This is a genomic window from Streptomyces speibonae, assembly GCF_984686075.1.
Genome location: NZ_OZ480260.1, coordinates 241,395 through 265,477, shown reverse-complemented (window position 1 = coordinate 265,477; position 24,083 = coordinate 241,395). Strand labels below are relative to the sequence as shown.

General features: G+C 71.5%; 21 protein-coding genes. 7 read left to right on the top strand and 14 right to left on the bottom strand.

Annotated elements, in window-relative coordinates; genetic code table 11:
- The first annotated feature begins 25 nt into the window (after positions 1-25).
- The 4 genes from AC5L3C_RS01125 (at position 26) to AC5L3C_RS01110 (ending at position 4,809) form a co-directional block, all read left to right on the top strand.
- Complete coding sequence (locus AC5L3C_RS01125; protein WP_493646356.1) at positions 26-1,231, top strand: glycoside hydrolase family 64 protein; 1,206 nt, start codon at positions 26-28, stop codon at positions 1,229-1,231.
- 174 nt (positions 1,232-1,405) lie between these two features.
- Positions 1,406-2,503 carry an AI-2E family transporter gene (locus AC5L3C_RS01120; RefSeq protein WP_493646355.1) on the top strand — a complete coding sequence of 366 codons (1,098 nt, stop codon included), beginning with the start codon at positions 1,406-1,408 and terminating at the stop codon, positions 2,501-2,503.
- A gap of 44 nt (positions 2,504-2,547) precedes the next feature.
- Positions 2,548-3,780: a cysteine desulfurase-like protein gene (locus tag AC5L3C_RS01115; protein ID WP_493646354.1), complete on the top strand. Its 1,233-nt coding sequence runs from the start codon at positions 2,548-2,550 to the stop codon at positions 3,778-3,780.
- 456 nt (positions 3,781-4,236) lie between these two features.
- Entirely contained in the window at positions 4,237-4,809 is a 573-nt protein-coding gene (locus AC5L3C_RS01110; protein WP_493646353.1) for a GNAT family N-acetyltransferase, read from the top strand.
- A gap of 18 nt (positions 4,810-4,827) precedes the next feature.
- Here AC5L3C_RS01110 and AC5L3C_RS01105 read toward each other — a convergent pair whose 3' ends face one another.
- From AC5L3C_RS01105 to AC5L3C_RS01040, 14 genes are all read right to left on the bottom strand, one after another.
- Positions 4,828-6,744, bottom strand: a complete 1,917-nt coding sequence (locus AC5L3C_RS01105; protein WP_493646352.1) for an AMP-dependent synthetase/ligase — start codon at positions 6,742-6,744, stop codon at positions 4,828-4,830.
- A gap of 100 nt (positions 6,745-6,844) precedes the next feature.
- Positions 6,845-8,404, bottom strand: a complete 1,560-nt coding sequence (locus tag AC5L3C_RS01100; RefSeq protein ID WP_493646351.1) for a vWA domain-containing protein — start codon at positions 8,402-8,404, stop codon at positions 6,845-6,847.
- A 274-nt stretch (positions 8,405-8,678) separates the two neighbouring features.
- Entirely contained in the window at positions 8,679-9,752 is a 1,074-nt protein-coding gene (locus AC5L3C_RS01095; protein ID WP_493646350.1) for a lytic polysaccharide monooxygenase auxiliary activity family 9 protein, read from the bottom strand.
- Positions 9,753-9,938: 186 nt separating this feature from the next.
- Positions 9,939-11,075, bottom strand: a complete 1,137-nt coding sequence (locus AC5L3C_RS01090) for a glycoside hydrolase family 12 protein (protein ID WP_493646349.1) — start codon at positions 11,073-11,075, stop codon at positions 9,939-9,941.
- Positions 11,076-11,359: 284 nt separating this feature from the next.
- Positions 11,360-12,382 (bottom strand): LacI family DNA-binding transcriptional regulator, encoded by a 1,023-nt coding sequence (locus tag AC5L3C_RS01085; RefSeq protein ID WP_493646348.1) that lies wholly within the window; start codon positions 12,380-12,382, stop codon positions 11,360-11,362.
- Positions 12,383-12,653: 271 nt separating this feature from the next.
- Positions 12,654-12,851 (bottom strand): terpene synthase family protein, encoded by a 198-nt coding sequence (locus AC5L3C_RS01080; protein WP_493646347.1) that lies wholly within the window; start codon positions 12,849-12,851, stop codon positions 12,654-12,656.
- A gap of 137 nt (positions 12,852-12,988) precedes the next feature.
- Positions 12,989-13,381, bottom strand: a complete 393-nt coding sequence (locus AC5L3C_RS01075) for a VOC family protein (RefSeq protein ID WP_493646346.1) — start codon at positions 13,379-13,381, stop codon at positions 12,989-12,991.
- Complete coding sequence (locus AC5L3C_RS01070; RefSeq protein WP_493646345.1) at positions 13,378-13,680, bottom strand: ArsR/SmtB family transcription factor; 303 nt, start codon at positions 13,678-13,680, stop codon at positions 13,378-13,380. The genes AC5L3C_RS01075 and AC5L3C_RS01070 overlap by 4 nt, the downstream gene beginning before the upstream one ends.
- Positions 13,681-13,797: 117 nt before the next feature.
- Positions 13,798-14,520, bottom strand: a complete 723-nt coding sequence (locus AC5L3C_RS01065; protein WP_493646344.1) for a S1 family peptidase — start codon at positions 14,518-14,520, stop codon at positions 13,798-13,800.
- Positions 14,521-14,715: 195 nt separating this feature from the next.
- On the bottom strand, positions 14,716-14,883 hold the full coding sequence (locus AC5L3C_RS01060; protein ID WP_493646343.1) for an aromatic-ring hydroxylase C-terminal domain-containing protein: 168 nt from the start codon (positions 14,881-14,883) through the stop codon (positions 14,716-14,718).
- Positions 14,884-14,989: 106 nt separating this feature from the next.
- Positions 14,990-16,231: a PP2C family protein-serine/threonine phosphatase gene (locus tag AC5L3C_RS01055; protein ID WP_493646342.1), complete on the bottom strand. Its 1,242-nt coding sequence runs from the start codon at positions 16,229-16,231 to the stop codon at positions 14,990-14,992.
- A 100-nt stretch (positions 16,232-16,331) separates the two neighbouring features.
- On the bottom strand, positions 16,332-16,538 hold the full coding sequence (locus tag AC5L3C_RS01050; protein WP_493646341.1) for a hypothetical protein: 207 nt from the start codon (positions 16,536-16,538) through the stop codon (positions 16,332-16,334).
- 1,335 nt (positions 16,539-17,873) lie between these two features.
- Positions 17,874-19,109 (bottom strand): rifamycin-inactivating glycosyltransferase Rgt, encoded by a 1,236-nt coding sequence (gene rgt / locus AC5L3C_RS01045; RefSeq protein WP_493646340.1) that lies wholly within the window; start codon positions 19,107-19,109, stop codon positions 17,874-17,876.
- Between the two features lie 325 nt (positions 19,110-19,434).
- Complete coding sequence (locus AC5L3C_RS01040) at positions 19,435-20,448, bottom strand: LacI family DNA-binding transcriptional regulator (RefSeq protein WP_125501553.1); 1,014 nt, start codon at positions 20,446-20,448, stop codon at positions 19,435-19,437.
- Positions 20,449-20,750: 302 nt separating this feature from the next.
- On the opposite strand from AC5L3C_RS01040, the gene AC5L3C_RS01035 reads away from it, so the two are divergent.
- From AC5L3C_RS01035 to AC5L3C_RS01025, 3 genes are all read left to right on the top strand, one after another.
- Complete coding sequence (locus AC5L3C_RS01035) at positions 20,751-22,058, top strand: ABC transporter substrate-binding protein (RefSeq protein WP_493646339.1); 1,308 nt, start codon at positions 20,751-20,753, stop codon at positions 22,056-22,058.
- A 91-nt stretch (positions 22,059-22,149) separates the two neighbouring features.
- Positions 22,150-23,145, top strand: a complete 996-nt coding sequence (locus AC5L3C_RS01030; RefSeq protein ID WP_493646338.1) for a carbohydrate ABC transporter permease — start codon at positions 22,150-22,152, stop codon at positions 23,143-23,145.
- Positions 23,146-23,157: 12 nt separating this feature from the next.
- Positions 23,158-24,081 carry a carbohydrate ABC transporter permease gene (locus AC5L3C_RS01025; protein ID WP_125501547.1) on the top strand — a complete coding sequence of 308 codons (924 nt, stop codon included), beginning with the start codon at positions 23,158-23,160 and terminating at the stop codon, positions 24,079-24,081.
- The last annotated feature ends 2 nt before the right edge of the window (positions 24,082-24,083 follow it).

The following is a 24,083-nucleotide window of genomic DNA, read 5'->3' as shown; positions in this document are numbered from 1 at the left end:
CCCCACAGCTGAACGGAGAAGGAGCATGCTGCGCACACTCAAACGCCGGTTGACGGCGGCGGGGTTGAGCATCGTCACGGTGCTCGGCGGCTCGCTGCTCGCCGCCGGAGTGCCGTCCCCCGCCCAGGCCGCGGTCCCCGACACCATCCCGCTGACGATCACCAACAACTCGGGCCGCGGCGAGCAGGTGTACGTCTACAACCTCGGCACCCAGCTGTCGTCCGGCCGGCAGGGCTGGGCCGACGCGAACGGTACGTTCCACCCCTGGCCCGCGGGCGGCAACCCGCCGACACCTGCCCCCGACGCCTCGATAGCGGGCCCGGCGGCGGGACAGACCAAGACCATCCGCGTCCCGAAGTTCTCCGGCCGCATCTACTTCTCCTACGGCCAGAAGATGGTGTTCAAGCTGACCACCGGCGGACTGGTGCAGCCCGCCGTGCAGAACCCCACCGACCCCAACCGGAACATCCTGTTCAACTGGTCCGAGTACACGCTCAACGACGACGGCCTGTGGATCAACAGCACCCAGGTCGACATGTTCTCCGCGCCCTACTCGGTGGCGGTGCAGCGAGGCGACGGCGGCACGGTGACCGCCGGCAAGCTCAAGCCCGGTGGCTACAACGGGGTCTTCAACGCCCTGCGGGCACAGCCGGGGGGCTGGGGCAACCTGATCCAGACCCGGTCCGACGGGACCGTGCTGCGCGCCCTGTCCCCGCTGTACGGGGTGGAGACGGGCGCCCTGCCGGCGTCGATCATGGATGACTACATCAACCGGGTCTGGCAGAAGTACTCCGGCTCGACCCTGACCGTCACGCCCTTCGCGGACCGGCCCGACATCAAGTACTCCGGACGGGTCTCCGGCGGGATGATGCACTTCACCAACACCTCGGGCGCCGTCGTCACCAGCTTCGAGAAGCCGGACTCCTCGTCGGTCTTCGGCTGTCACCGCAAACTCGACGCGCCGAACGACCAGGTGCGGGGCCCGATCTCGCGCACCCTGTGCGCGGGATTCCACCGCACGACCCTGCTGTCCAACCCCAACCAGCCCGACTCCAGCGCGGCCGGCTTCTACCAGGAGCCCGTCACCAACCACTACTCGCGGATCATCCACGCGCACATGGCCGACGGGAAGGCGTACGGCTTCGCCTTCGACGACGTCGGCCACCACGAGTCGCTCGTCCACGACGGCAACCCGCGGCAGGCGTCCATGACGCTCGAGCCGTTCAACTGACCGCCCCCGCACGGCGGGACACACCGGTGACACTCCGCCGCCGTCCGCCGGGCCCTTCCGGCCCGGCGGACGGCGGCGGACCCGCGCGCCGATCCGGGCCCCGGCGGGCGACGACCGCCCCGGGTCCCGGTCCCGGGTGATCACCCCGGCGGGCACGCCCCGTAAAGTGCCTCCATGCCTCCCACGTTGAATACGGGAAGAACCCGTGCCGCGCTGCGCACTTCGGCGCGCGTCTCCGCCGAACTGCTGCTGGTCGCGGTGGCCGCCGCGGTGGTCGTGTGGGCACTGGGCCGGATGTGGTCGGTGGTCTGGCCCCTCGTGGTCGGGCTGCTCCTCACCACCCTCACCTGGCCCCCGGCCCGCTTCCTGCGCCGGCGCGGCATGCCGCCGGCGCTCGCCGCGTCCCTGGTGACCGTGCTGTTCCTGCTGGCGGCCGCGGGCACGGTGGCGCTGATCGCGGTGCCCGTGGCGTCCGAGTCCGGCGAGCTGGGCGACGGTGTCGTCGAAGGCGTCGAGCGGCTGCGCGAGTGGGCCGCCGGGCCGCCGCTGAACATCGACGACGCCCAGATCGCGGAGGCCTTCGACGCCGCGACCGCACGGGTGCAGGACAGCGCCGGAGCCATCGCCACCACCGCCGTCACCGGCGTGAGCACCATCTTCAGCGGTGTGGTCACCGCCGTACTGGCGCTCTTCCTGATGTTCTTCTTCCTCAAGGACGGTCCGCGCTTCCTGCCCTGGCTGCGCCGTCAGCTCCCCGGCCGGCTCGCCACCGACATCCCTGCGGTGGCCGAGCGGTGCTGGCTCACCCTGGGCTCGTTCGTACGGTCGCAGGCCCTCGTCGGACTGATCGACGCCGTACTGATCGGCCTGGGCCTGTGGATACTGGACGTCCCGCTGGTGCTCCCGCTCGCCGTGCTGACCTTCGTGTCCGCGTTCGTGCCCATCATCGGCGCCCTGTTCGCCGGACTGGTCGCGGTGCTGATCGCGCTGGTGTCCAACGGGCTGATGGACGCGCTGCTCGTGCTGGCCGTCATCGTCGTGGTGCAGCAACTCGAGGGCAATGTGTTCCAGCCCATGATCCAGAGCCGCGGTCTCGGACTGCACGCGGCCGTCGTGCTGCTGGCGGTGACCCTGGGCGGCAGCCTGGCCGGCATCGTCGGCAGCCTGCTCGCCGTCCCCGTCGCCGCCATGATCGCGGTCGTCTGGAACTATCTGCGTGAGCAGCTCACCGACCTGCCCCGGGAACCCGAGGCCGAGGGCTCGCCCACCTGACCGGCACACCGCGCCCCCGGGCCCGCTCCGACAGAAGGCCTTCCGTGACCTACGACCTCGCCGCACTGCGCGCCCAGGTGCCCGCCCTGGCCGCCGGCACCGCCCACTTCGACGGTCCCGGCGGCACCCAGACCCCGCTGCCCGTCATCGAGGCGATCGCCGCGGCGCTGTCCCGTCCGCTGTCCAACCGGGGCGACGCACTGCCCGGGGAGCGCAACGCCGACACGCTCGTCGTCGAGGCGCGCCGCGCCATGGCGGACCTCCTGGGCGCCCGCCCGGAGGGCATCGTCCTCGGCCGCAGCGCCACCCAGCTCACCTACGATTTCGCCCGCACGCTCGCCGCCGGCTGGTCACCCGGCGACGAGGTGGTCGTGACCCGCCTGGACCACGACGCCAACATCCGCCCCTGGGTGCAGGCGGCCGCACGGGCCGGCGCCACCGTCCGCCGCGCGGACTTCGACCCGCGCACCGCTGAACTCACCGTCGGCCACATCCGCGCGCGGCTGTCCGCGCGCACCCGCCTGGTCGCGGTCACCGCCGCCTCGAACCTGATCGGCACCATCCCGCCGATCGCCGAGATCGCACGGATCGTGCACGAGGCCGGCGCCCTGCTGTACGTCGACGGCGTGCACTACACCGCGCACGCCCCGGTCGACGTCGAGGCGCTCGGCGCGGACTTCTTCGTCTGCTCCCCGTACAAGTTCCTCGGTCCGCACCACGGCGTGCTGGCCGCCCGCCCGGAGCTGCTGGAGACGCTGCGCCCGGACAAGCTGCTGCCCTCCACGGACGCCGTGCCCGAGCGGTTCGAACTCGGCACGCTGCCCTACGAGGTTCTCGCGGGCACCCGCGCGGCCGTCGACTTCCTGGCCGGACTGGCCGGACCTTCGGGGGAGGAGGGTGGCAGCCGCCGGGCACGGCTCGGCAGGGCGTTCGAGCTGATCGAGGCGCACGAGAAGCAGCTGCGGGACCGGCTGGAGAAGGGCCTGGCCGCCCTCGACGGGGTCACCCTCCGCTCCCGGGCCGCCCGGCGCACCCCGACCCTGCTGGTCACCCTCGAGGGCCGCCGCACCGAGGACGCCCACCGCTTCCTCGCCGACCGGGGCGTCCACGCGCCCTCCGGCAGCTTCTACGCCCTGGAGGCGTCCCGCCACCTCGGTCTCGGGGACACCGGCGGCCTGCGCATCGGCACGGCCCCGTACACCGACGGCCAGGACGTCGACCGCCTCCTGGCGGGCCTGGCGGAGTTCCTGGACCGGACGCCGCGGGCCGACGGGTGACGCCGGCGCCCTGAGCTGCCCCGTGCGCGGCGCGACCGCCCCGGAGCCTCTGTGCCGGCCGGCGGCCCCGCCGGGGTTCCGCCGGTCCGGACAACGGTGACCGTCGGGCGGCCGCCGGGGACGCCAGGCTCCGGTGGGAGGCCGAACGGCGCGGCGGCTTCACCGTCGTCCCGGCCGAGGGGCGGCCCCGGGGTGCGCGAGCGAGGCCGGTACGCCGTCATGGCGGGCTGCCGCCCGCCCGTCGTCGGGAACTCCGCCCACCCGCACCCGCTGCGGCACCCGGTGAGTGGGCAGGGGCCCTCGCCGTGCACCGGGACATCGTGACGGGGGGCCTGCCGGCCCTCCGCTCACCGACCGGGCCGCGCCGTCCGGCGCGGGGCGCGCGCGGCCTGCGCGCGTCGCCGTCACACCCGCACCCGCGCGGCAGCGCCCCGTGCGGCGTGGCATCGTGGGCGTATGACCGTCGAAGTCCGCCCCGCCGCCGTTTTCGAGGACGTCCGCGCCGTGATCGGACCGAAGTCGCCCGAAGCGAACGTCTGCTGGTGCCTGAGCTACCGGATCCCGTCGAAGCTCAACCGGGAACTGCGCGGACCGGCCAGGGGCGAGTACGTCGCCGGACTGATCCGTTCCGGCACGCCCATCGGCGTCCTCGCCTACGACGGCGACGAGCCGGCCGGATGGGCCGCCGTCGCACCCCGCGCGGACACCTCCTTCGCACGCAACCGCAAGATCCCGCACGTCGACGACCTGCCGGTCTGGTCGCTGTGGTGCATCCGGGTGCGCCCCGGTCACCGCAAGCAGGGCATCTCGCACGCCCTCATCGCGGGCGCGGTCGAGTTCGCCCGCGCCCAGGGCGCGCCGGCCGTCGAGGCGTACCCCCTCGACAACGGCGACGCCCGCGTCGACCAGACGATGGCCTACCCCGGGCTCCGGAAGAACTTCGAGCGGGCCGGTTTCACCCATGCCGCCGACACGACCTCGGTCCTGGCCGGCCACCCCCGCGTCCTGATGCGCCTCGACCTGCGCTGACCGGGCCGGGGAGGCACGTCACGGGTACAGCGCCGCGATCTCCGCCGCGTACGCCTCCTGCGCGGCCCGCCGCTTGACCTTGAGCGAGGGGGTCAGCAGCCCGTTCTCCTCGGTGAACTCGCCCTCCACCAGGGTGAAGGCGCGGATGGACTCCGCGCGGGAGACGGCCTCGTTGGCGTAGTCCACGGCCTTCTGCACATCGGCGCGCATCGTCGCATCGCGCACCACCTCGGACATCGGCGTGTCGGCGGGCAGCCTGCGCACCGCCAGCCAGTGGGCGACCGTCTCCGGGTCGAGGGTGATCAGCGCGGCCACGAAGGGCCGGTTGTCGCCGACGACGAGGCACTGGCCGACGGGCGGACGGCTGCGCAGCCGGTCCTCCAGGACGGCCGGGGAGACGTTCTTGCCGCCGGAGGTGACGATGATGTCCTTCTTGCGGCCGGTGATGGTGAGATAGCCGTCCTCGTCGAGGGAGCCGAGGTCGCCGGTGGTGAACCAGCCGTCGTCGAGCACCTCGTCCGTGGCGGCCCGGTTGCCGCGGTACGCCCCGAAGACGATGCCGCCCTTGACACACACCTCCCCGTCGTCGGCGATCCGCACCGCGGTGCCGGGCACCGGGAGTCCGACGGTGCCGGGGCGCGGGCCCAGCGGCGGGACGATGGTCGCGGCGGCCGTGGTCTCCGTCAGCCCGTAGCCCTCGTAGATCATGATCCCGGCCGCGTAGAAGAAGAGGCTCAGGTCGCGCTCCAGCGGGGAGCCGCCGCTGATGGCGTACCGCACGCGCCCGCCGAGTTCCCTGCGGACCCGGCGGTAGACCAGCAGGTCGTACAGTGCCCACGCGGCGTACAGGCCGGGGCCGGGTCCCTTGCCGCGGCCCAGGAAGCGGTTGAGATGGGCCTCGCCGAAACGGACCGCGACGCGGTGGGCGCGTTCGAAGGAGGCACCTCGGCCGATCTTCTCGGCGGTGGCCCGGCCGGTGTCGTGGATCTTCTCGAACAGATAGGGCACGCCCACCAGGAACGTGGGACGGAACGCCTTGAGCTTGGGCCGCAGTTCGTCGGGCTTGATGCTCGGGCAGTGACCGATCTCGATGCGGGCCATCAGACACGAGATCTGCAGGGTCCGGCCGAGGATGTGGGCCAGCGGGAGGAACAGCAGGGTGGAGGCGACCTGGTCCGTCACCTCCTTGAAGATCGGGTGCAGCAGCTCGACGGTGTTGGCGGCCTCGGCGTGCAGGTTGGCATGGGTCAGGACGCAGCCCTTGGGGCGTCCGGTGGTGCCGGAGGTGTAGCAGACGGTCGCGACGGCGTCGGGGGTCAGAGCGGTACGCCGCTTGGTGACCTCCTCGTCGGCGACGCCCATGCCGAGCGCCGTGAGGTCGGCGAGGGCACCCGCGTCCAGTTCCCACAGGCGCGGCGGCGCGGCGAGACCGGCGGTGCCCTCGCGGACGGTGTCGGTGTTCTGCGCGGTCTCCGTGACGGCGTACCGGGCGCCGGAGTCACGGACGATCCACTCCACCTGGTCCGCGGAGGAGGTGGCGTAGACCGGCACGCTCTGCCCGCCCGCGGACCAGATGGCGAAGTCCAGGACCGACCACTCGTACCGGGTGCGGGACATCACCGCGACCCGGTCGCCCGACTCGAGACCGGCGGCGATCAGTCCCTTGGCCACGGCGGTGACCTCCTGGGCGAACTCCGCCGCGGTGACCGGGCGCCAGGCGCCGTGCCGTTCGCGGCGCACGACCACCGCGCCGGGCGCCTCGGCCGCGTTGCTGAACGGGATGTCGGCGATGCTGCCGGCGGCCGGCCGCGGGGCGAGGGGCGCCGTCCGCACCTCGCGGACGACGCCCTGTTCGTCGCGGACCGTTTCGACGCCGGTCCGCTGCGCCAGATCGGTGCGTCGTTTCGCCCGTTTCAGATCCTTGCGTACGCCCATGACGGCTCCCGGTGCGGCTGAGGCTCTCGTGCTGGTGCTGCCGTGCCTACTTACTCGAGAGTCAACTTACCGGTGCGTAAGGATCAGTCAATGGGGCGGGTCAGTCCAGACGGTCCGCCGTGCGGATCGCCCGGGCCAGCTCGCGGACGTCCTCGTCCTCGGTCCGGCGTGCGAGGGATCCGGCCCGCTCGGAGAGCTCGCCGAGACCCGGCGCACCGGGCAGGGCGCTGTAGCGGTGGTCGGTGGAGCGCAGCGCGTCGGCGAAGTAGGCGGCCGTAGCGGCCACCGTCAGACCGCGCCGTGCCCGCCAGACGGAGCCGGCCAGCCCGTCGGTCTCCACGTCGCCGGTCTCCTCGTGCGGGGTGCGGCTGTCGGGGTCCAGCCAGCGCACGGTCGCCGTCGCGAGGTGCCCCTCGGCGCCCGGGCGGGTGCGCACGGCGTACAGCGCGGTCACGGTGTGGCCCGGGCCGACCTCCCCGCCGTCGACACTGTCGTCACGGAAGTCCTCGTCGGCGACCCGCCGGTTGTCGTAGCCGACGAGGCGGAACTCGGAGACCGTCTCCGGATCGAAGGCGACCTGCGCCTTCGCGTCACGGGCCGTCAGCTCGATGTTGCGGGGGAGCTGCTCGCAGAACACCTCGCGGGCGTCCTCCTGGTCGGACACATACACCGTGTGCCCGTCGCCCTTGTCCGCGAGCCGCTCCATCAGCGCGTCGCCGTAGTCGCTGCCGACGCCCACGCCGAACAGGGTGATGCCGTGCTCGCGGCGGGAGGTCTCGATGCGCTCCAGGATCGCGTCGGCCTGGGTCTCCCCGGTGTTGGCGAGGGCGTCCGAGACCAGCACGACCCGGTTGGTGGCGCCCTCGCGCAGCCCGTCGACGGCGGTCTCGTACCCGTCCTCCACACCGGCACCGAGGTTGGTGGACTGGGCCGGCCGCAGGCCGTCGATGGCGTCGTGGATCTCGCCCCGGTTGCCGCCGAGCCGGGTCATCGGCAGCACGGTCTCCGCCTCGTCGCTGAAGGTGACGAGGGCGACCGAGTCGTCGTCGCGGAGCTGGTCCGTCATCGTGCCCAGGGACTCCTGGGCCAGGTCGAGACGGCCCGGCTCGGCCATCGAGCCGGAGATGTCGATGACGAAGGTGAGGGCGGCGGGCGGCCGTTCGTCGACGGACTCCGCGGCCCTGGTGGCCAGGCCCACGCGGACCAGGGACCAGTCCCCGTCCTCGGTGCGGGCGCCGTCCACGGTCACCGAGAACCCGTCGCCGTCGGGACGCGGGTAGTCCTGCCGGAAGCTGTTGACGAACTCCTCGGGGCGGACGGCCGACGGATCGGGCAGCCTGCCCTCGGAGAGCACGCGCCGGGCGTAGCCGTAGGAGGCCGTGTCGACGTCCAGGGCGAAGGTCGACAGGTAGTCCGGCGCGGGCGCGAACTCGCCGGAGTCCTGCTCGCCCTCGCGCCGGTCGTCGCCGTACTGCCCGCCCGTGCCCCGGTCGGGGGCCGGCAGCGGTGCGGAGCGGTCACCGCCCCCGCGGTCGTGCGAGGTGTCCGTCGCCTTGGTGCCGCTGTCGCCGCCCCCGCTGCATCCGCTGAGCAGCAGACCGCTCGCCGCCGTGAGCGCGAGCAGCACCCCCACCGGCCGTCGTGCTCCATGCCACTTCATCGTCCGTTCCCCCTCGGTTGTCGCCGACTTCTGTGACTGTGACGGCGGGGCGGCCCGGAACGTGCGGTACGAAGGGTTGCAGGTGCGTCTCGAAGAGGCCACGGAGCGGGTCCACCGAGACCGGTAGGTGATCTTCCGTTGACCTGTGCCGCCCCGCCCGCGCGGCCGAAACCGCGCCGGGCCAGGGCGGACGGCCCGGCCGAGGGGTGTTATGCGCAGCCGTGCGGGCCGGGGACGACGCCCCGGCCCGCACGGTCCGTGCCGGCGTGGCCGGTTACGGCGCCACGCAGCCGATCGTGCCCGCCGGGAGGTTGTTGCCCGACGAGGTGGCGGTGAAGCCGAACGTCACGCTGCCGTCCGGCGCGATCACCCGGTTGTGGTCGACGTTGGTGACCGTCACCGTGCCGTCCGAGCCGGTGGACAATGAGCCGTTCCACGCGCTGCCGATACGGGTCCCGTCACCGGGCTTCCACTGCACGGCCCAGCCGTTGAGCGACGACGTGCCGTGGTTCATCACCTCGACCGAGCCCTGGAAGCCACCGTCCCAGGAGTTGACCACCTCGTAGACGGCCATGCAGGAACCCTCGTGATCCGGGTCCGTGGGGGTCGGGTCCGGGTCGGGCGTGCTGCCGGAGTCGCCGATGCCGGTGACCTCGCCGTTGCCGCCGTCGAAGACGACGTCGGAGCAGGAGAAGAAGTTCTCCTGGCTGTCCGAACGCACCCACTGCATGAAGATCAGCGCGTCACCGGAGCGTCCGGAGGGCAGGTTCAGATTCCAGTAGTAGTGACCGCCGTTGGTGCCCGCGGAACCCTGCTGGGGCGGGTCGGTGACGGTCTGGATGAGCTCCAGGTCGTCCCAGCCCAGCTCGGAGGTGGGCGACCAGCCGGGCTTGGTGAGATAGACCCGGAAGTCACCGGGGTGGGCGGCCCAGTTGCTGTACTGGACCTTGATCGTCGCGCCGGACGTCAGATGGGTCCGGGGCCAGTCGTCGCGGGCCATGTTGTAGGCGGAGAAGTCGTACGGCGACCGGTCGCCGGCGCTGCAGAGCGTGCCGTCCGGAACGTAACCGGCGCCGCGCCCGCCCGCGTTGGAGTCGAGCACGGCGAACCAGTTGTACAGCGCGGTGGAGCCGCTCTGGTTCAGCGCGTCCTGGCACGCCGGGTTGCTCGGGTCGAGGCCGCCGGTTCCGGTGAGGGCGTCCAGCTGACAGAGGTAGGTGCGCGAGCCGGGCATCATCGCCACGCCGTGCGCCTCGGCGTTCTTCTGCCACAGGAAGCTCAGGCCGAGTCCTCCGAGGAGGGTGGCCAGAACCGCCGCCAGGGTGATGAATCTGCTCCTTAAGGCCATGGGGATCTCCTGTGCCGGTAGTCGGTTGGTGAGGGGGTGAGAGGCGGGAGGGGTGGAAACCCTGCCCGTCCGGAGGGGGTGTCGACCGGAAGGGCAGGGGGATCGGGGGCGGGAGCCGGGGCCCGCCTGTCGGCGCAGGGAGGAAGAACGGGCCCCGGAGTCGCGATGGCGTACCCGCCGGGTGTGCTAAGCGCCGGTGCAGGTGGCGCCGTTGAGGAGGAAGCCGTCCGGCTGGGCGAAGGAGCCGCTGTAGGCCCCCTGGAAACCGAAGCTCTGGCCGGCACCGGGCGCGATCGATGCGTTGCCGTCCGTCGGGCGGGCCGTGACGGCGCCCGAGGAGGGCGTCACGGAGGCGTTCCAGGCGTTGGTGACACGCTGGCCCGAGGGCAGCTCGAAGGCGAGCTCCCAGTCGTCGATGACGGACGAACCGGTGTTGCGTACGGTGACGTTGGCGGTGAAGCCGCCGGGCCAGACGTTGGTCTCGTACGACACGGTGCACGCGGCGGGCTCACCGGGCTCACCCGGCTCACCGGACCCGCCGTCCCCCAGGCTGACGGTGGAGGAGAAGGAGTTCACCGCGAGCCCCGCACCGTTCTGCCACGGCTCGAACCCCGCCTGGACACTCGTCAGATACCAGTCGTTGCGTGCCATACCGCGCGCGACGGTCTCCCGGACGAAGTCCATGACGTCGAAGCTCCAGCCGCTGATCGCCGACGGCGCGACGAACGACAGGACGTCGTTGGTGCCGTTGCCGCCGGACCACACCTGCCAGCTGCGCCCGCCCACGGTGGCGGTGCCGACCGGGGAGCCGATCGGCTGGATCGGGCCCACCTTGTTGAACCAGATCATGATCTCGGTCCGGTTCACGCCGTCGGTGCGGGGCGTCGGGTCCAGCCAGATGTCGTACGAGGCGTTGTAGACGGCGTCGCCGACGAAGCGGTAGGAGATGCTGCTGGGCGCGCCGGAGATGTTGCTGAGCTGGGCCGGGAGCAGCGTGCCCGGCGAGCAGTTGGTGTAGTGGCAGCCGTTGAAGACCGACGGGTACGACTTAGGCGCGCCGTCGGTGGGCACGGAACCGTCGGCCTGGGTGAGGCGGAAGCCGGTGTCCGTCGCGGTGACGCACTGGGTGTCGCTGGTGCCCCAGCGGTTGTTCTGGACGACGTAGCGGCCCTGGATGGTGGTCGATCCGTACCGCTCGCAGATCGTGGTGTCGGCCTGGGCCGGCGCCGTCGCGGTCACCAGCGCCGCGACCACGGCGAGTGCGGTGAGCAACGTCGCGAACAGGCCGCGCAGGGCGTGGTGTTGGTGCCGTAACCGTCGCATCTGGGGGGACCTCTCCAAGAGGGTGCGGGTGGCCGGACGGAGGGAGCGCTCCCGTCTCCCCATTTGATGGGAGCGCTCCCATTGGTGTTTCGGAACGGGACTGTAGAAGGTTCACATGTTCCTGACAAGGGTGTGGGTACGGAAGCGTCGAATCGATTTGAGAACCGCAGGTCAGCGAGATGGGGAAGAAGGGGTGCCGCGCTTCGGGAGCGCTCCCGAAATGTTGCGGTGCCGGGGCATGCCGGGACCGTGATGCGATGCGGGTGCGACGGGGGTGGGGGATGTCAGGTCGAGTCGCGGAGCACCAGTTCCGTACGGAGGATGACGTGCCGCCAGGCCACCGCCGGTGCCTCCATCTCCTCCAGGAGCAGCCGAACCATCGTGCGGCCGATCTCCTCCAGCGGCTGACGCACCGTTGTCAGCTTGGGAGCGGTGTGCTGGGCGAGCGGGAAGTCGTCGAAGCCGATCACCGACACGTCCTCGGGCACCCGGCGCCCCGCCGCGCGCAGGGCGCCGAGCGCGCCCGCGGCCATGGTGTCCGACGCGGCGAACACGCCGTCGATCTCCGGTGCACGCTCGATGAGTTCGGCCATCGCCCGGTGTCCGCTGTCCGCCGAGAAGTCGCCCTCCGCGGTCCAGGAGGGCCTGGCCTCGACGCCCGCGCGCTCCAGCGCCTCACGGTAGCCGCGCAGCCGGCACTGGGCCACGTACATGTCGGGCGGCCCGGTGATGGTCCCGATCGAGCGACGGCCTGTCTCGAGCAGGTGCGCCACCGCACTGCGGGCTCCGCCGGTGTTGTCCGCGTCGACGTAGGTCACCGCCTCGTCGCCGGAGCGCCGGCCCAGCAGGACGGTGGGCAGCCCCACTTCGGCGAGCATGTCCGGCAGTGCGTCCTCGGCGTGCACGGACATCAGCATGACGCCGTCCACCCGGCCGCCGCGCGCGTACTCCACGAGACGCCGCCGCTCGGCGTCCGTGCGGACGAGGGTGAGCAGCAACTGCATCTCGGTGTCGGTGAGTGCGTCACCGACGGACCGGACGATCTCGGAGAAGAACGGCTCGCCGAACTGCCGCCAGTCCGGCTCCGTCATCACCAGCGCCACGGCGTCGGCACGCCGGCCGGCCAGCGAACGGGCCGCCAGATTGGGGACGTACCCCAGTTCGGCGATGGCCCGCTGCACGGCACGGCGGGTCGAATCCTTCACGCCCGCCGCGTTGTTGATGACCCGGGAGACAGTGCCCCGCCCGACACCGGCGAGCGCGGCCACCTCCTCGAGCGTCGGTGTGCCGGGACGCTGCCTGCCCATGACCACCCCCCACGAGATCAATAGATCTTACGGCCCCGGGGCGCCCGGGACCGCCTGTCGTGCAGGGGGCAACTCCCCGGGAAGCCGGGCCAGGACCCGGCGACGGGGCGTTCGACGGCGTCGTGAGCAATGGGTGTTCGAGGTTCTCGCCGCGGGCCTCGATTCCGCCGGCCGCGCAGCGGGGCGAGATCAGGGCCCAGTCGTGCCGGCCGCGTGCGCAGGAGAGGACCGCTTCGGTGGCGGTCGGGCATTGGTCGAGGTCGGTGCCGCTTCAGGCCGTCCCGCTGTTTCCCGTGTTCCTGGAGCGTGCCACACAGCGGTGCATCATCTCGGCCTGCTCGTTCCCCGACGAGATCGCTCTGGCGATGACCTCGTCCCGGCTGAGGCCGTGGGCCCGGATCAGGACCTTGACGAGGTTGTGTCCGTCCCCGTCGGTCTCCTCCTCTTCCAGGGAGGCGAGGTCGTCCACGGCCGGCCCGGGCCCCGGCGGGAGCACCAACGTCCCCGCGCGCGGACCTCACGGGCAATGCTGCTCCCTCGTGGGTCGGCCACAGCATGGCCCCCGGGGCGCATGGTGCCCCTCCGCGCCGGCTCCCGTGCAGCCGCCTACCCGGCCTGGGACGCGATCTGGATGAGGTTGCCGCATGTGTCGTCAAGGACGGCGGTGGTGACCGGGCCCATCTCCATGGGTTCCTGGACGAAGCGGACGCCGAGGCCGCGCAGCCGCTCGTACTCCGCCGTGACGTCGTCGACGGCGAACTGGGCGAGCGGGATGCCGTCCGCGGCGAGTGCGTCACGGTAGGGCTTGACGGCCGGATGGCCGGCCGGTTCCAGCAGGAGCTCCGTGCCGTCGGGGTCCTCGGGCGAGATCACGGTCAGCCACCGGTCCTTCTCGCCCACCGGGACGTCGTGCTTCTTCACGAAGCCGAGAACTTCGGTGTAGAAGCGCAGGGCTTCGGCCTGGTCGTCGACGAAAACGCTGGTGAGGTGAATCCTCATGGGTTCTCCTTGTCCGGTCCGGAAGGTTCGGTGCCGAGCCACCGCTCGGTGATCTGCCGCAGCGGGGCCGTATTGAGGTCGTGAAACTTGTAGCGGCCCTCCCGTCGAGTCTCCACGAGCCCGGCGGCCTCCAGCACCGCGAGGTGCTGGGACACCCCCTGGCGTGAGATGTCGAGCCGGTGCTTCATGGCGAGCCGCGAGCAAATTTCGAACAGGGTCTGTCCGGACTTCTCCGTGAGCTCGTCGAGGATCGTGCGACGGGTGGGGTCGGCCAGTGCCTTGTACAGTTCGTCGGCCACGCCCCCACCATAGGCAAGTGAATGCTTGCCTATCAAGTTCCGGCACGGCGAAGGGCCCCGCACCGTCGTGGTACGGGGCCCGATGACCGAGGGACGGAATCGGCCGGAGCGCGCGGCTCAGACGCCGGCGACCGACTGGATCCAGGAGCGGTACGCCGTCACATTGGTGTACGCGGTGGTCGTCTGCCGGTCGCTGGTGGAGGCGACACCGACCTGGACGCCGCCCGCCATCATCGGGCCGCCCGAGTCACCGCCGGCGGTGATGCCGTCGCCGCGCCGTGCACAGATCGCCGAACCGCCGTACGCGTCGCCGCACCCGCCGGTCACCGTGACGTTGGCGACCTTCAGATGGCGCGACTGGCACGTGGCCTCGGACCCGCACCGCGAGGTGGCCCCCCAGCCGTACACCTGCACGCTCTGGCCGACCCGCACCGAGCCGGACCGGCCGAGCGTGGCGTAGGTCGCCGGCACCGACCGGTCGAGACGCACCAGCGCCAGGTCCGCGCTGTGGGTGTAGGTCTGGACGCCGTTGGCGAGTGTCCCGCCGCTGTGCTGGTCCAGGCTGCCGATACGGAACGAAAGACCGCCGCCGGTGACGCAGTGCTTGGCGGTGAGGATCCAGGTCGGGGCGATGATGGTCGCCGAGCAGGTCTCGCTGCCGTTGGAGAACAGCCGCGCCGCCCACGGGCCGCTGTTGGCGTACCCGCCGCCGATGATGGGCCGCACGGCCTTGGTGGCGGGAACAGCCGGGGCCTCGGCCGCGGCGGCGGTGGGGGAGAGCAGCGCGAGGACGGTCACCGCTGCCGCGGTGAGAGCGGGGAAGAGCCGTGATATGCGCAAGGTTCCTCGATTCCTCGGACACGCCGCAGGGGCGTGCGGGTGTGGGGGTGAACGGCCCGATGGGCCGCGCCCGCCCGAACTCGTCCCCGTGACAGGCGAGTTCACAGCGGGCAGCCCTCAGGATTCCGGAGGGTCGTGGAACGGCGGTACTCACACCTGGCGATAACGCGGTGCTATCCCCGGGGGGGCGGGTGCCTACAAGGGGAAGGGCGCCGCGAACACGGCGTCGGACGGGGCCGCCGGGCCGTACCAGTGCCGCAGTGCGTGGGGGAGTCCGGCGGCGTCGTCGTGACCGGCGGTGCTCAGCCGGGCGGTGTGCCCGTCCGGCCGCAGCAGAAGGAGATCTTCCGCTTCGCCGTCCATGTCACCGATCCCCAGTAGTCGGAACCGACCCTAAGGGATCGGCTATCGAGGCGTGACCGCGCAACCGGCCGCGGGTGCTACGGACGGGCGGACGGGGGGCTTCTCGTCAGAGCCGGACGACGATCAGGGCGATGTCGTCGGTGCCGCCGTCGGACACACCGAGACGCTCGAGCAGGGTGTCGGCCAAGTCGTCGGAGTTCAGCCGGGCGTGGTGGGCCACCGACTCGGTGAGCCGGAGCAGCCCCGCGTCGATGTCCTCGCCACGGCGTTCGATGAGACCGTCGGTGTACAGCACCAGGGTGTCGCCCGGCGCGAACGGCACCGTGGCCTGGGGCCGCGGCGTCTGGTCGGACAGGACCCCCAGGGGCGGGTCGGTGGCCTGGTCGAGCAGCACGGCAGTGCCGTCGGCCCGGGCCAGGACGGGCGGGGGATGGCCGGCGCACGTGTAGGTGATGCTGCGGTCGCGGCGGTCGACCACGGCCTTGGCCGCCGTCGTTGCCAGCGCCCCCTCGAACGTGCGGGCGTAGCCGCTCAGGACGTCCATGGCCTTGCCGGGTTCGGGAATGGCACGGATGGCCGCGGACAGGGCGCTGCGGAGCATGCCCATCACCGCGGCGGCTTCCAGGCCGTGGCCCACCACGTCACCGACCGCGATGGTGAACTTCTCGTCCGGAAGATCGACCACGTCGTACCAGTCGCCGCACACGTTGAGCGACCGGGTGGCGGGCATGTAACGCAGAGCGATCTCCGGGTGGCCGGCGAGGTCGGGCGAGTGCAGCATGGCCTCCTGGAGGACCAGCGCGGTACGGCGTTCCCATGCGTGGGCGCCGCGCAGTTCCTCGTTGAGGATCTGGAGGTCCTGCGCCCGGGTGAACAGCTCCGTCTCCAATCCTTCCTCGACGCCGTCCACGGCTCCCGGTTCGCCGCGCAGCGGTCGGGACTGCATGAATTCCGTCAGATCCTCCACGCGGTGGATGATCCACTGGACCTCGCCGTCGTGTCCCAGGACGGGTGTGTTCACGGGGGACCACCACCTCGCCTGGAACACTTCGGGCCGCCCGGCGACGGGAAGGTCGTACCTCTGCACGGCCATCGTGTCCGGCTCCTTGGAGCGCAGCACGCGCTCCAAGGAGGCGGTCAGATTACTCACACCGTCGTCGGTCGGATCCGCCGGATTGCCCGGCTGGGCCTCGAAGAGAAACCGGCCGACGAGCTCGTCCCTGGTCCGCCCGGTGACCTTCAGGTACGCGTCGTTGACCTCGACGATCACCAGATCCGGCGCCAGCACCAAATAGGGGGTGGGCGTCGCGGTGAACAACGTCCGGTAGTCGACCCGTGGTGTGCTCACGTGCGCTCCCTAGTCCGTCCGCAGACCCTCCTGCTCCCAGTATTCGACCACGAGCCGGGTTCCGGGCGGCGGACCGTCCGGTGACGGGCAGGGTGCGGTTTCAGCCGAGCCTGCCGCGCAGGCGTACGACGGCGGCCTGAAGGGCGTCGAAAGCCTGCTGCTCCTGGCGCGGGGTCGCCCGCACCGTCGGGAAGAGGCTGTCGCGCGCCACCCGGGCACGGGCGTAGGCGTCGAAGCGGAGGACCACCTCGTCGATCAGCTCCTGGGTCGCAGGAGAGGGCTCACGGGATTCGGGCTGGTGCGGCATGGTTCGGGCATCCGGGAGGGCAGGAGAGCAGGGCGGCGTGTGCCGCGAAGACGCACGGCGCGGCGTACTCGCCGTGCGACCGGTCCGCACGGGGTCACCAAGTCCCCGGACGGACGAACCGGACGTCACCCGGAATTCCCGGCACACAGACGCGACCATAGGCAGTTCCCCCGGCCGGGACCGGTCAGCAGGTCGGCAGCATTGCGGGCCGCCACGTTGCCGGGAGCTGGCAGGGTGCCCCGGGCGCCCTGCCCGGACCACTCCGGCCCGGGGCGCCGGGGACCACCGCCCGCCGAGGCGTGGCGTTGGTGTGGCGCGGGGGTGCGATTGTCTGCCGACGGTGGGGTGGAGGTCGGAGGACATGGAGGGCTCCATGCCAGTGGCGCGGTGCCGCCCCTGGGGGAGTGGGGCGGTCGGTCGCGACGTCGATTGACGGCCGGTGGGCCCCGCCCGGGCAGGCGACGCATGCCGGTGGGACACCGAGAGGCCCGTGACCAGGGCGGTCGTGGTCCGGCGAGGCCGCCCGCCACGTGGACGACCGGCCGTCCCGCGCGGGGAGGCGTGTTGTCGGGGGCGGGGCGGGCTTCCGGCGGCAGTGGGTTGGTGTGGAGAGGCGGTGAGACCCGTGGGGAGTGGCCGATGCCCCTGCGGACCGGCGCCGGGGAGGCTGTCGAGGGTTACCGACGGGCCTCGGGAGGCCGGGACCGGGTGGCGGGGCCGACGCGGCTCCGCGCGCGTGCGTCTGCTGTCGCCGGACCGGATGTGTGCCAGGGCGCTGGAGCCGATGCCGGCGGTGGCGCGGCCGCTCGCCGTGGGGTGGCATCACCCGGCCCGCCGCGCGAGCAGCTGCGTGGGGTCGATGGAACGGCAGCCGGGCGTGGCCCTGGCCGACCGACCCTCCGCCGCGCGACTCACGGACGCGGGGAGCTGGTCACGGGCCGGGAGCGGCGGATCGTGGGGGCGGCCGAAGCCTTCGACGTGGGCGCGCAGACGCTGCCGCGCGCCGAGCGCAGCGCCTCCGGACGGCTGTGCAGCCCGGCGGAGGCGCCGGCACGGCCGGCAACGCGGGGGACTCGCGCCGCGGGTGGCGGCGAGTGTGACGATCGCCGAGCATCTGCGGCCAGGCCGGCTGCTCGCGCTGCGCGTGTGCAGTGGCCGACACAGCGGTGTCACTGCCGGCGGGGAGGTCCGCCGCCGTGGGGAGCGGCTGTTGTCAGGCGGGACGGACGTCGTGTTGGTGCAGGGCGCACGGCACCGAAGGGGCTGGACAGGGCGAGCGGCCCGCCCGCGGCCCCGGACCGGTGGGGCCCGTCGCGGCCGGCCGGTTCCCGGACGTCACGGGGGCACCGGTCGCCCCGCCCGGTCGGCGGTTTCGGCGAGGAGTCGCGCGGCCACCGCGGCACCGTCCGTGCGGATGGTGTCCGCCACCGTCCGTGCCCGCGCCCGGACTTCGGGTGTCAGGGCCGTCGTCAGCGCGGCGGACAGGGAGCCGAAGGTCACCGCCGGGCCGGGATGAGCCGAGCCGATGCCCAGGTCGCTCACCCTGCCGGCCCAGTACGGCTGGTCCGCGATCCTCGGAACCACCACTTGGGGCGCCCCTGCGCGGGCGGCCGTCGTCGTGGTCCCCGCCCCGCCGTGGTGCACCACTGCGGCCACCCGGCGGAACAGCGCCTGCTGGTTGACCTCGCCGACCACGAAGCAGTCGTCACTGCCCGGGTCCGGAGCCAGCCCGGCCCACCCGCCGGCGAGGACCAGGCGGCGCCCCTGCGCGCGGCAGGTTTCGACGGCCACCCGGGCGATGCCCTCCGGAGCGTAGGCGCCCATGCTGCCGAAGCCCACGTACACCGGTGGTGCCCCGGCGCCGAGGAACTCCTCCAGCCCGGCGGGCAGCGGACGTTCGTCCGGCAGGAGCCACGGTCCGGTCTGCACGAGGTCGAACTCCGTCATCCCCTCCGCGGGACACAGCGCCGGGTCCGCCGCAAGCCACGGCCGGTCGGTGAGGACGTGGTCACGGACGTTCCGCACGGGTGGCAGGCCGATCCCGGTGCGATGACGGTTGAGGGCGTCGCCGTACAGCGCGTTCACGCTCCGGGCATCCTGTTCCCACAACTCCCTGAGCCCGGTCCCGGCCGGCGCGGGCGGGGTGCCCGGGCGCGCGCCCGGCGGGAAGTGCCGCGACGGCAGCCCGTAGATGTGGAAGCAGGCGAAGACGTAGGGAATCCCCAGCTTCTCCGCCACGTCCCGGACACCGGCCGGCATCAACCCCGTGGCCAGTACCGCCTGACATCCCTCGGCCGCCTGGGTGAGCGTGTCGAAGCGGGCGGTGACCAGCTCGGCGGCGAGCCGGAAGGCGTCCTGAGGTGTCGGCGGCCGCTCACCGGTCACCACCGGACGCACCGGCGGGCCGAGCGGAATCAGCGGAACGTCCGCGCGCGCCAGCAACGCCGCGAACTCCTCGTCCGGCGGCGCACACACCCGCGCCTCCACGCCCAACTCCCGCAATCGCAGCGCGAGTCCGGCCAGTGGCTCGACGTCCCCGCGCGATCCGTACGTGGTCAACAGCACGCGCACTGCGCACCCTCCAAGTGCAGGTCCGGGCATTCGGCCGCCGATTCTGCGGCACCGACGGGGCCTTGCCGCAAGGCCCCCCGTGCGCTATACGTTGAGAGTGGCGAGGAGCCAGGTCTCCTTGCCTTTTTTCGTGCGGGGTGCGGGGTGCGGGGCGCGGGGCGCAGAGGAACCCTCAGGAGAGGCCCCCGTCCGGTCCCGGGAGCGCGGCAGCGGCACGCGCAGGAGACGCCGTCCGGGCGGCCGCCCTGCCGACCGGTGAACGCAGGCGGTCCGAAGACCCGCCAACGCCCTTCCGCGTGTGCCCGGTCCGGTTCCCGGCCCGACGTCACGACGAGTCGCGTACCACCAGCTCCGTGGGCAGGGTCAGCTGTCGGCGGGGCGCGCCGTGCAGCGTTATGTCCGTGAGGATCCGGGCCATCGTGCGGCCCAGTTCCTCCACCGGCTGACGCACCGTCGTCAACGGCGGATTGGTGTGCCGGGCGAGGACGGAGTCCTCGAAGCCCACCACCGCGACATCACCGGGCACCTGCCGCCGCTGACGGCGCAATTCGGCCAGGGCGCCGAGCGCCATGAGGTCGGAAGCGGCGAACACGGCATCCAGGTCCGGGGCGCGTTCAAGAAGCGAACGGATCGCGCGGCTGCCGCTCTCCTCGGTGAAGTCGCCCGCCTCCACCAGCAGTTCGTCGGCCGGAATGCCCGCCTCCTCGTGAGCGGCGCGCCACCCGGCGAGGCGGCTGCGGCCGACGTCCATGTCCTGGGGGCCGGTGATCGTGGCGACCCGCCTCCGGCCGCTGCCCAGCAGGTGCCGGACGGCCTCGGTGGCACCGCCGGCGTTGTCGGAGTCGACGTAGCTCAGCTGCTCGCCCGCGTGACGGCGGCCGGCGAGCACGGTGGGCAGGCCCATCTCCTCCAGCATCCCGGGCAGCCGGTCCTCGGAGTGGACGGACACCAGCAGGACACCGTCCACGCGCCGCGTCGCCACCGACTCCGTGAGCTGGTCCCGCTCGGCCTGGTCCCGCACCAGCATGAGCTGGAGCTGCGTGCGGCTCTCGGCGAGGGCGCCGCTCACGCCCCGGATCAGCGCGGCGAAGAACGGTTCGGAACCCAGCCTGCTCTCCGACTCCGGGATCACCAGCGCCACGGCGTTGGTCCGGTTGGTCACCAGACCGCGGGCGACGGAGTTGGGAACGTAGTTCAGCTCCTTGATCGCGGCCAGGACGCGGGCCCGCGCCTCGTCGCTGACGAGATCCGAACCGTTGACGACACGGGAGACCGTGGTGCGGCCCACGCCGGCGCGGGCCGCGACGGTTTTGATCGTGGGACGGCGGTTGGCGGTCATGTACTCCCCCCTCGGCAGCCGCGGCGGTGATGACTGCCGCGGAGGTGACCAGCGGCAATTCTTGCAGACGCCGCCGCGGGCATGGCGCCGTTCCCACACCGGCCCCGGGGGGCCGTGTCCGGTTCGTGATGTCTTCTTGCTTTCAAGTTATTGACAGATCCATCCATGAGCAAGGAGTCTTCCAGGACCGGTGGGAACGTGCCCACCCGAAATTGGGCACGTTCCCACTTCTATCAGAGCCGCTGTAGTCATCGCAGAACTCGTCACTCCGATGTGTCAGCGCCGTCGCTAGGAGGAGATCCATGGGCACTCTCGGTTCGTTGCGCAGAAAGGCCGTGGCGACAGTCGCGGCCGTCGGCGCGCTGGCACTCGTCGCCGCGTGCAGCGACGGTGGTGACTCCGTCACCGGAGGCAGCAAGGACGGCGACAAGGTCACCATCACGATGGGCCTGTTCGGCGTGATGGGCATCAAGGAGACGGGGCTTCTCGAGCAGTACGAGAAGGAGAACCCCAATGTGACGATCAAGGCTGAGATCGCCGGTGACGAGCAGACCTACTACACCGCTCTGCAGACCAGGCTGGCCGCCGGCAACGGTCTGAAGGACATCCAGGGCATCGAGATCGGCCGGGCCAAGGAGATCACCGAGACCCAGGCCGACAAGTTCGCGGACTTCGCCGGCATGTCGGGCACCGACCACTTCCTGCCCTGGAAGCAGTCCCAGATCTCCACCGCCGACGGCAAGGTGCTGGGACTGGGCACCGACATCGGCCCGATGGCCGTCTGTTACCGCAAGGACTACTTCGAGCAGGCGGGCCTGCCCACCGACCGCGAAGAGGTCGGCAAGCTGTGGGAAGGCGACTGGAACAAGTACGTCGAGGTCGGCCGCGACTTCAAGAAGGGCTTCAAGGGCGACGACGTCGCGTACATGGACTCGGCGAGTGGCCTGTTCAACGCCATGGTCTACGGCCACTCCGAGCAGTACTACAACGAAAAGGGCGACCTGATCCACGACAAGAACCCGGTCGTCAAGGACGCCTGGGAGCTGTCCGCGGATGCCGGCGAGGAGGACCTGACGGCGAAGCTGCGCCAGTTCCAGCCCGGTTGGGACCCGGGCCTGGCCAATGGAACGTTCGCGACCGCCGTGTGCCCGGCGTGGATGCTGAGCCACATCAGTGAGAAGGCCGGCGACGCGAACAAGGGCAAGTGGGACGTCGCCCCGGCGCCCAAGGGTGCCAACTGGGGCGGTGCCTTCCTCGGCGTGGTCGAGGAGAGCCCGGTGAAGGAGGAGGCCCAGAAGCTCGTCGCCTGGCTGACGGCGCCCGAGCAGCAGGCCCACATCTTCACGGAGATCGGCAACATCCCGTCCTCGCAGAAGGCGCTGGAGATGGCCGATGTGAAGAACGCCAAGTCGGAGTACTTCAGCGACGCGCCGATCGGCGAGATCTTCGGTGCGGCCGCGCAGGAGATCCCGGACAAGCAGGTCCTCGGCCGCAAGGACGGCACGATCAAGGACACGTTCTCGCAGGGTCTGGCGCTGGTCGAGCAGGGCACGGCACGTGACGAGGCCTGGAGCACCACGATGGAGCGCATCGAGAAGGCGGTCGGCTGACCGGTAGGTCCCCGCGGTCGTCCGGGCCCGCCCGCCGTCGCAGGCGGGCCCGGACCCCGGCTCACCCATCCGCACTCAGGAAGGAAATCCGGTGGCCACCTCCACCACCAAGGCCCTGGCAGGCGAGGAGCCTCCAGGCCCGCCCCGCACAACGGGAGGAAAGGGAGCAGCCCGACGTCACGGCGCGCTGCTGCACCGACTGGACGTCAAGGGAGCGCCGTTCGCGTTCATCGCGCCGTTCTTCATCATCTTCCTCGCGTTCAGTTTCTATCCCCTCGTCTACACCTCGTGGATCTCCCTGCACGACGTGGAACTGGCCACGCTCGACGTGATGGAGTTCGTGGCGTTCGACAACTACGTCGAGCTCTGGGGCGACGCACGCTTCTGGAACGCGCTGCAGAACACCATCACCATCGGTGTCATCTCCACGGTGCCGCAGCTGATGATGGCCCTCGGCCTGGCGCATCTGCTCAACTACCGCATGCGCGCCTCGCTGTTCTTCCGCGTCGCCTCGCTGGTCCCGTACGCCACGTCGGTGGCCGCCGCCGCGCTCGTCTTCACCATGATCTTCGAGCGTGACTTCGGCATGATCAACTGGGCGCTCGGCTCGGTGGGTATCGACCCGGTGAACTGGGAGGCCGACAAGTGGCCCGCCCAGGTCGCCATTTCCACCATCGTCATCTGGCGCTGGACCGGGTACAACGCCCTGCTCTACCTGGCCGCCATGCAGGCCATCCCTGCCGAGCGGTACGAGGCCGCCTCCCTCGACGGGGCCTCCCGGTGGAAGCAGTTCACCCATGTCACCGTGCCGGGGATCCGTTCCACCATCGTCTTCACCATCGTGCTCTCCACGATCGGCGCCACTCAGCTGTTCGGTGAACCCCTGATCTTCGGGCAGGGGCCCAACGGCATCACCGGCGGCGCGGACAACCAGTACCAGACGCTGGGTCTGCTGCTGTACGAGGAGGGCTGGAAGAACTACCAGATGGGCCGCTCGGCCACCGTCGCCTGGGCGATGTTCCTGCTGCTCGTCCTCGCCTTCGTGGCACAGCGCCTGATCAAGCGGCTGCGCTCCCGCACGTCCTGACCTGGAGTCGTCATGACCACTCAAAGCCTCCCGGTCCGGACGGACGCCCCGGACCGCACCCCCGCTCGCAAGCCGGCCGGCCGCGGCGGCCGCCGGCTGCTGCGCCAGCGCGCGGGCCGCCAGCACCACGCCGGCCCGCTCGCCTACGTCCTGCTCGTCATCATGGCGGTGCTGTCCATCTTCCCGCTGTACTGGACGATGGTGGCGGCCTCCACCGACAACACCCGGGTCAGCCAGACCCCGCCGCCGTTCCTGCCCGGCCCGAACCTCTTCAGCAACCTCGCCCGGGCATGGGACGAGGCGGCGATGGGCAAGGCCATGATCAACAGCCTGATCGTGGCCGGGGTGATCGCCCTGTCCACGGTGCTGTTCGCGACCCTCGCCGGGTTCGCCTTCGCCAAGCTCCGGTTCAAGGGCCGCAACGTCCTGATGATGCTGGTGATCGGCACCATGATGGTGCCGCCGCAGCTCGGCGTCGTCCCGCTGTTCATGATGATGTCGGAGCTGGGCTGGTCCCAGCAGCTGCCCGCCGTCATCTTCCCGACGCTGGTCAGCGCGGTCGGCGTGTTCTTCATGCGGCAGTACCTGTCCGAGGCGCTGCCGGACGAACTCGTCGAGGCCGGACGCGTGGACGGTGCGCACTCGCTGCGCATCTTCTGGAGCATCGTGCTGCCCATCGCGCGGCCCGCCATGGCGGTCCTGTTCATGATCACCTTCGTGCACGCCTGGAACGACTTCTTCTGGCCGTTCGTGGTGCTCGACATGACCAACCCGACCGTCCCGGTCGCCCTCACCCAGCTGAGCGCGGGCTACGTCCGCGACCAGTCGCTGATCATGGCGGGCGCACTGCTCGGCACCCTGCCGCTGCTGGTGATGTTCGTCGTCTTCGGCCGTCAGATCGTCAGCGGCATCATGGCCGGCGCCGTCAAGGGCTGACG

Excerpts from the sequence above, each read along its gene's own strand:
- AC5L3C_RS01125 (WP_493646356.1), top strand. The coding sequence starts at position 26 with ATGCTGCGCACACTCAAACGCCGGTTGACGGCGGCGGGGTTGAGCATC.
- AC5L3C_RS01120 (WP_493646355.1), top strand. The coding sequence starts at position 1,406 with ATGCCTCCCACGTTGAATACGGGAAGAACCCGTGCCGCGCTGCGCACT.
- AC5L3C_RS01110 (WP_493646353.1), top strand. The coding sequence starts at position 4,237 with ATGACCGTCGAAGTCCGCCCCGCCGCCGTTTTCGAGGACGTCCGCGCC.
- AC5L3C_RS01105 (WP_493646352.1), bottom strand. The coding sequence starts at position 6,744 with ATGGGCGTACGCAAGGATCTGAAACGGGCGAAACGACGCACCGATCTG.
- AC5L3C_RS01100 (WP_493646351.1), bottom strand. The coding sequence starts at position 8,404 with ATGAAGTGGCATGGAGCACGACGGCCGGTGGGGGTGCTGCTCGCGCTC.
- AC5L3C_RS01095 (WP_493646350.1), bottom strand. The coding sequence starts at position 9,752 with ATGGCCTTAAGGAGCAGATTCATCACCCTGGCGGCGGTTCTGGCCACC.
- AC5L3C_RS01090 (WP_493646349.1), bottom strand. The coding sequence starts at position 11,075 with ATGCGACGGTTACGGCACCAACACCACGCCCTGCGCGGCCTGTTCGCG.
- AC5L3C_RS01085 (WP_493646348.1), bottom strand. The coding sequence starts at position 12,382 with ATGGGCAGGCAGCGTCCCGGCACACCGACGCTCGAGGAGGTGGCCGCG.
- AC5L3C_RS01075 (WP_493646346.1), bottom strand. The coding sequence starts at position 13,381 with ATGAGGATTCACCTCACCAGCGTTTTCGTCGACGACCAGGCCGAAGCC.
- AC5L3C_RS01060 (WP_493646343.1), bottom strand. The coding sequence starts at position 14,883 with ATGGACGGCGAAGCGGAAGATCTCCTTCTGCTGCGGCCGGACGGGCAC.
- AC5L3C_RS01050 (WP_493646341.1), bottom strand. The coding sequence starts at position 16,538 with ATGCCGCACCAGCCCGAATCCCGTGAGCCCTCTCCTGCGACCCAGGAG.
- AC5L3C_RS01040 (WP_125501553.1), bottom strand. The coding sequence starts at position 20,448 with ATGACCGCCAACCGCCGTCCCACGATCAAAACCGTCGCGGCCCGCGCC.
- AC5L3C_RS01035 (WP_493646339.1), top strand. The coding sequence starts at position 20,751 with ATGGGCACTCTCGGTTCGTTGCGCAGAAAGGCCGTGGCGACAGTCGCG.
- AC5L3C_RS01025 (WP_125501547.1), top strand. The coding sequence starts at position 23,158 with ATGACCACTCAAAGCCTCCCGGTCCGGACGGACGCCCCGGACCGCACC.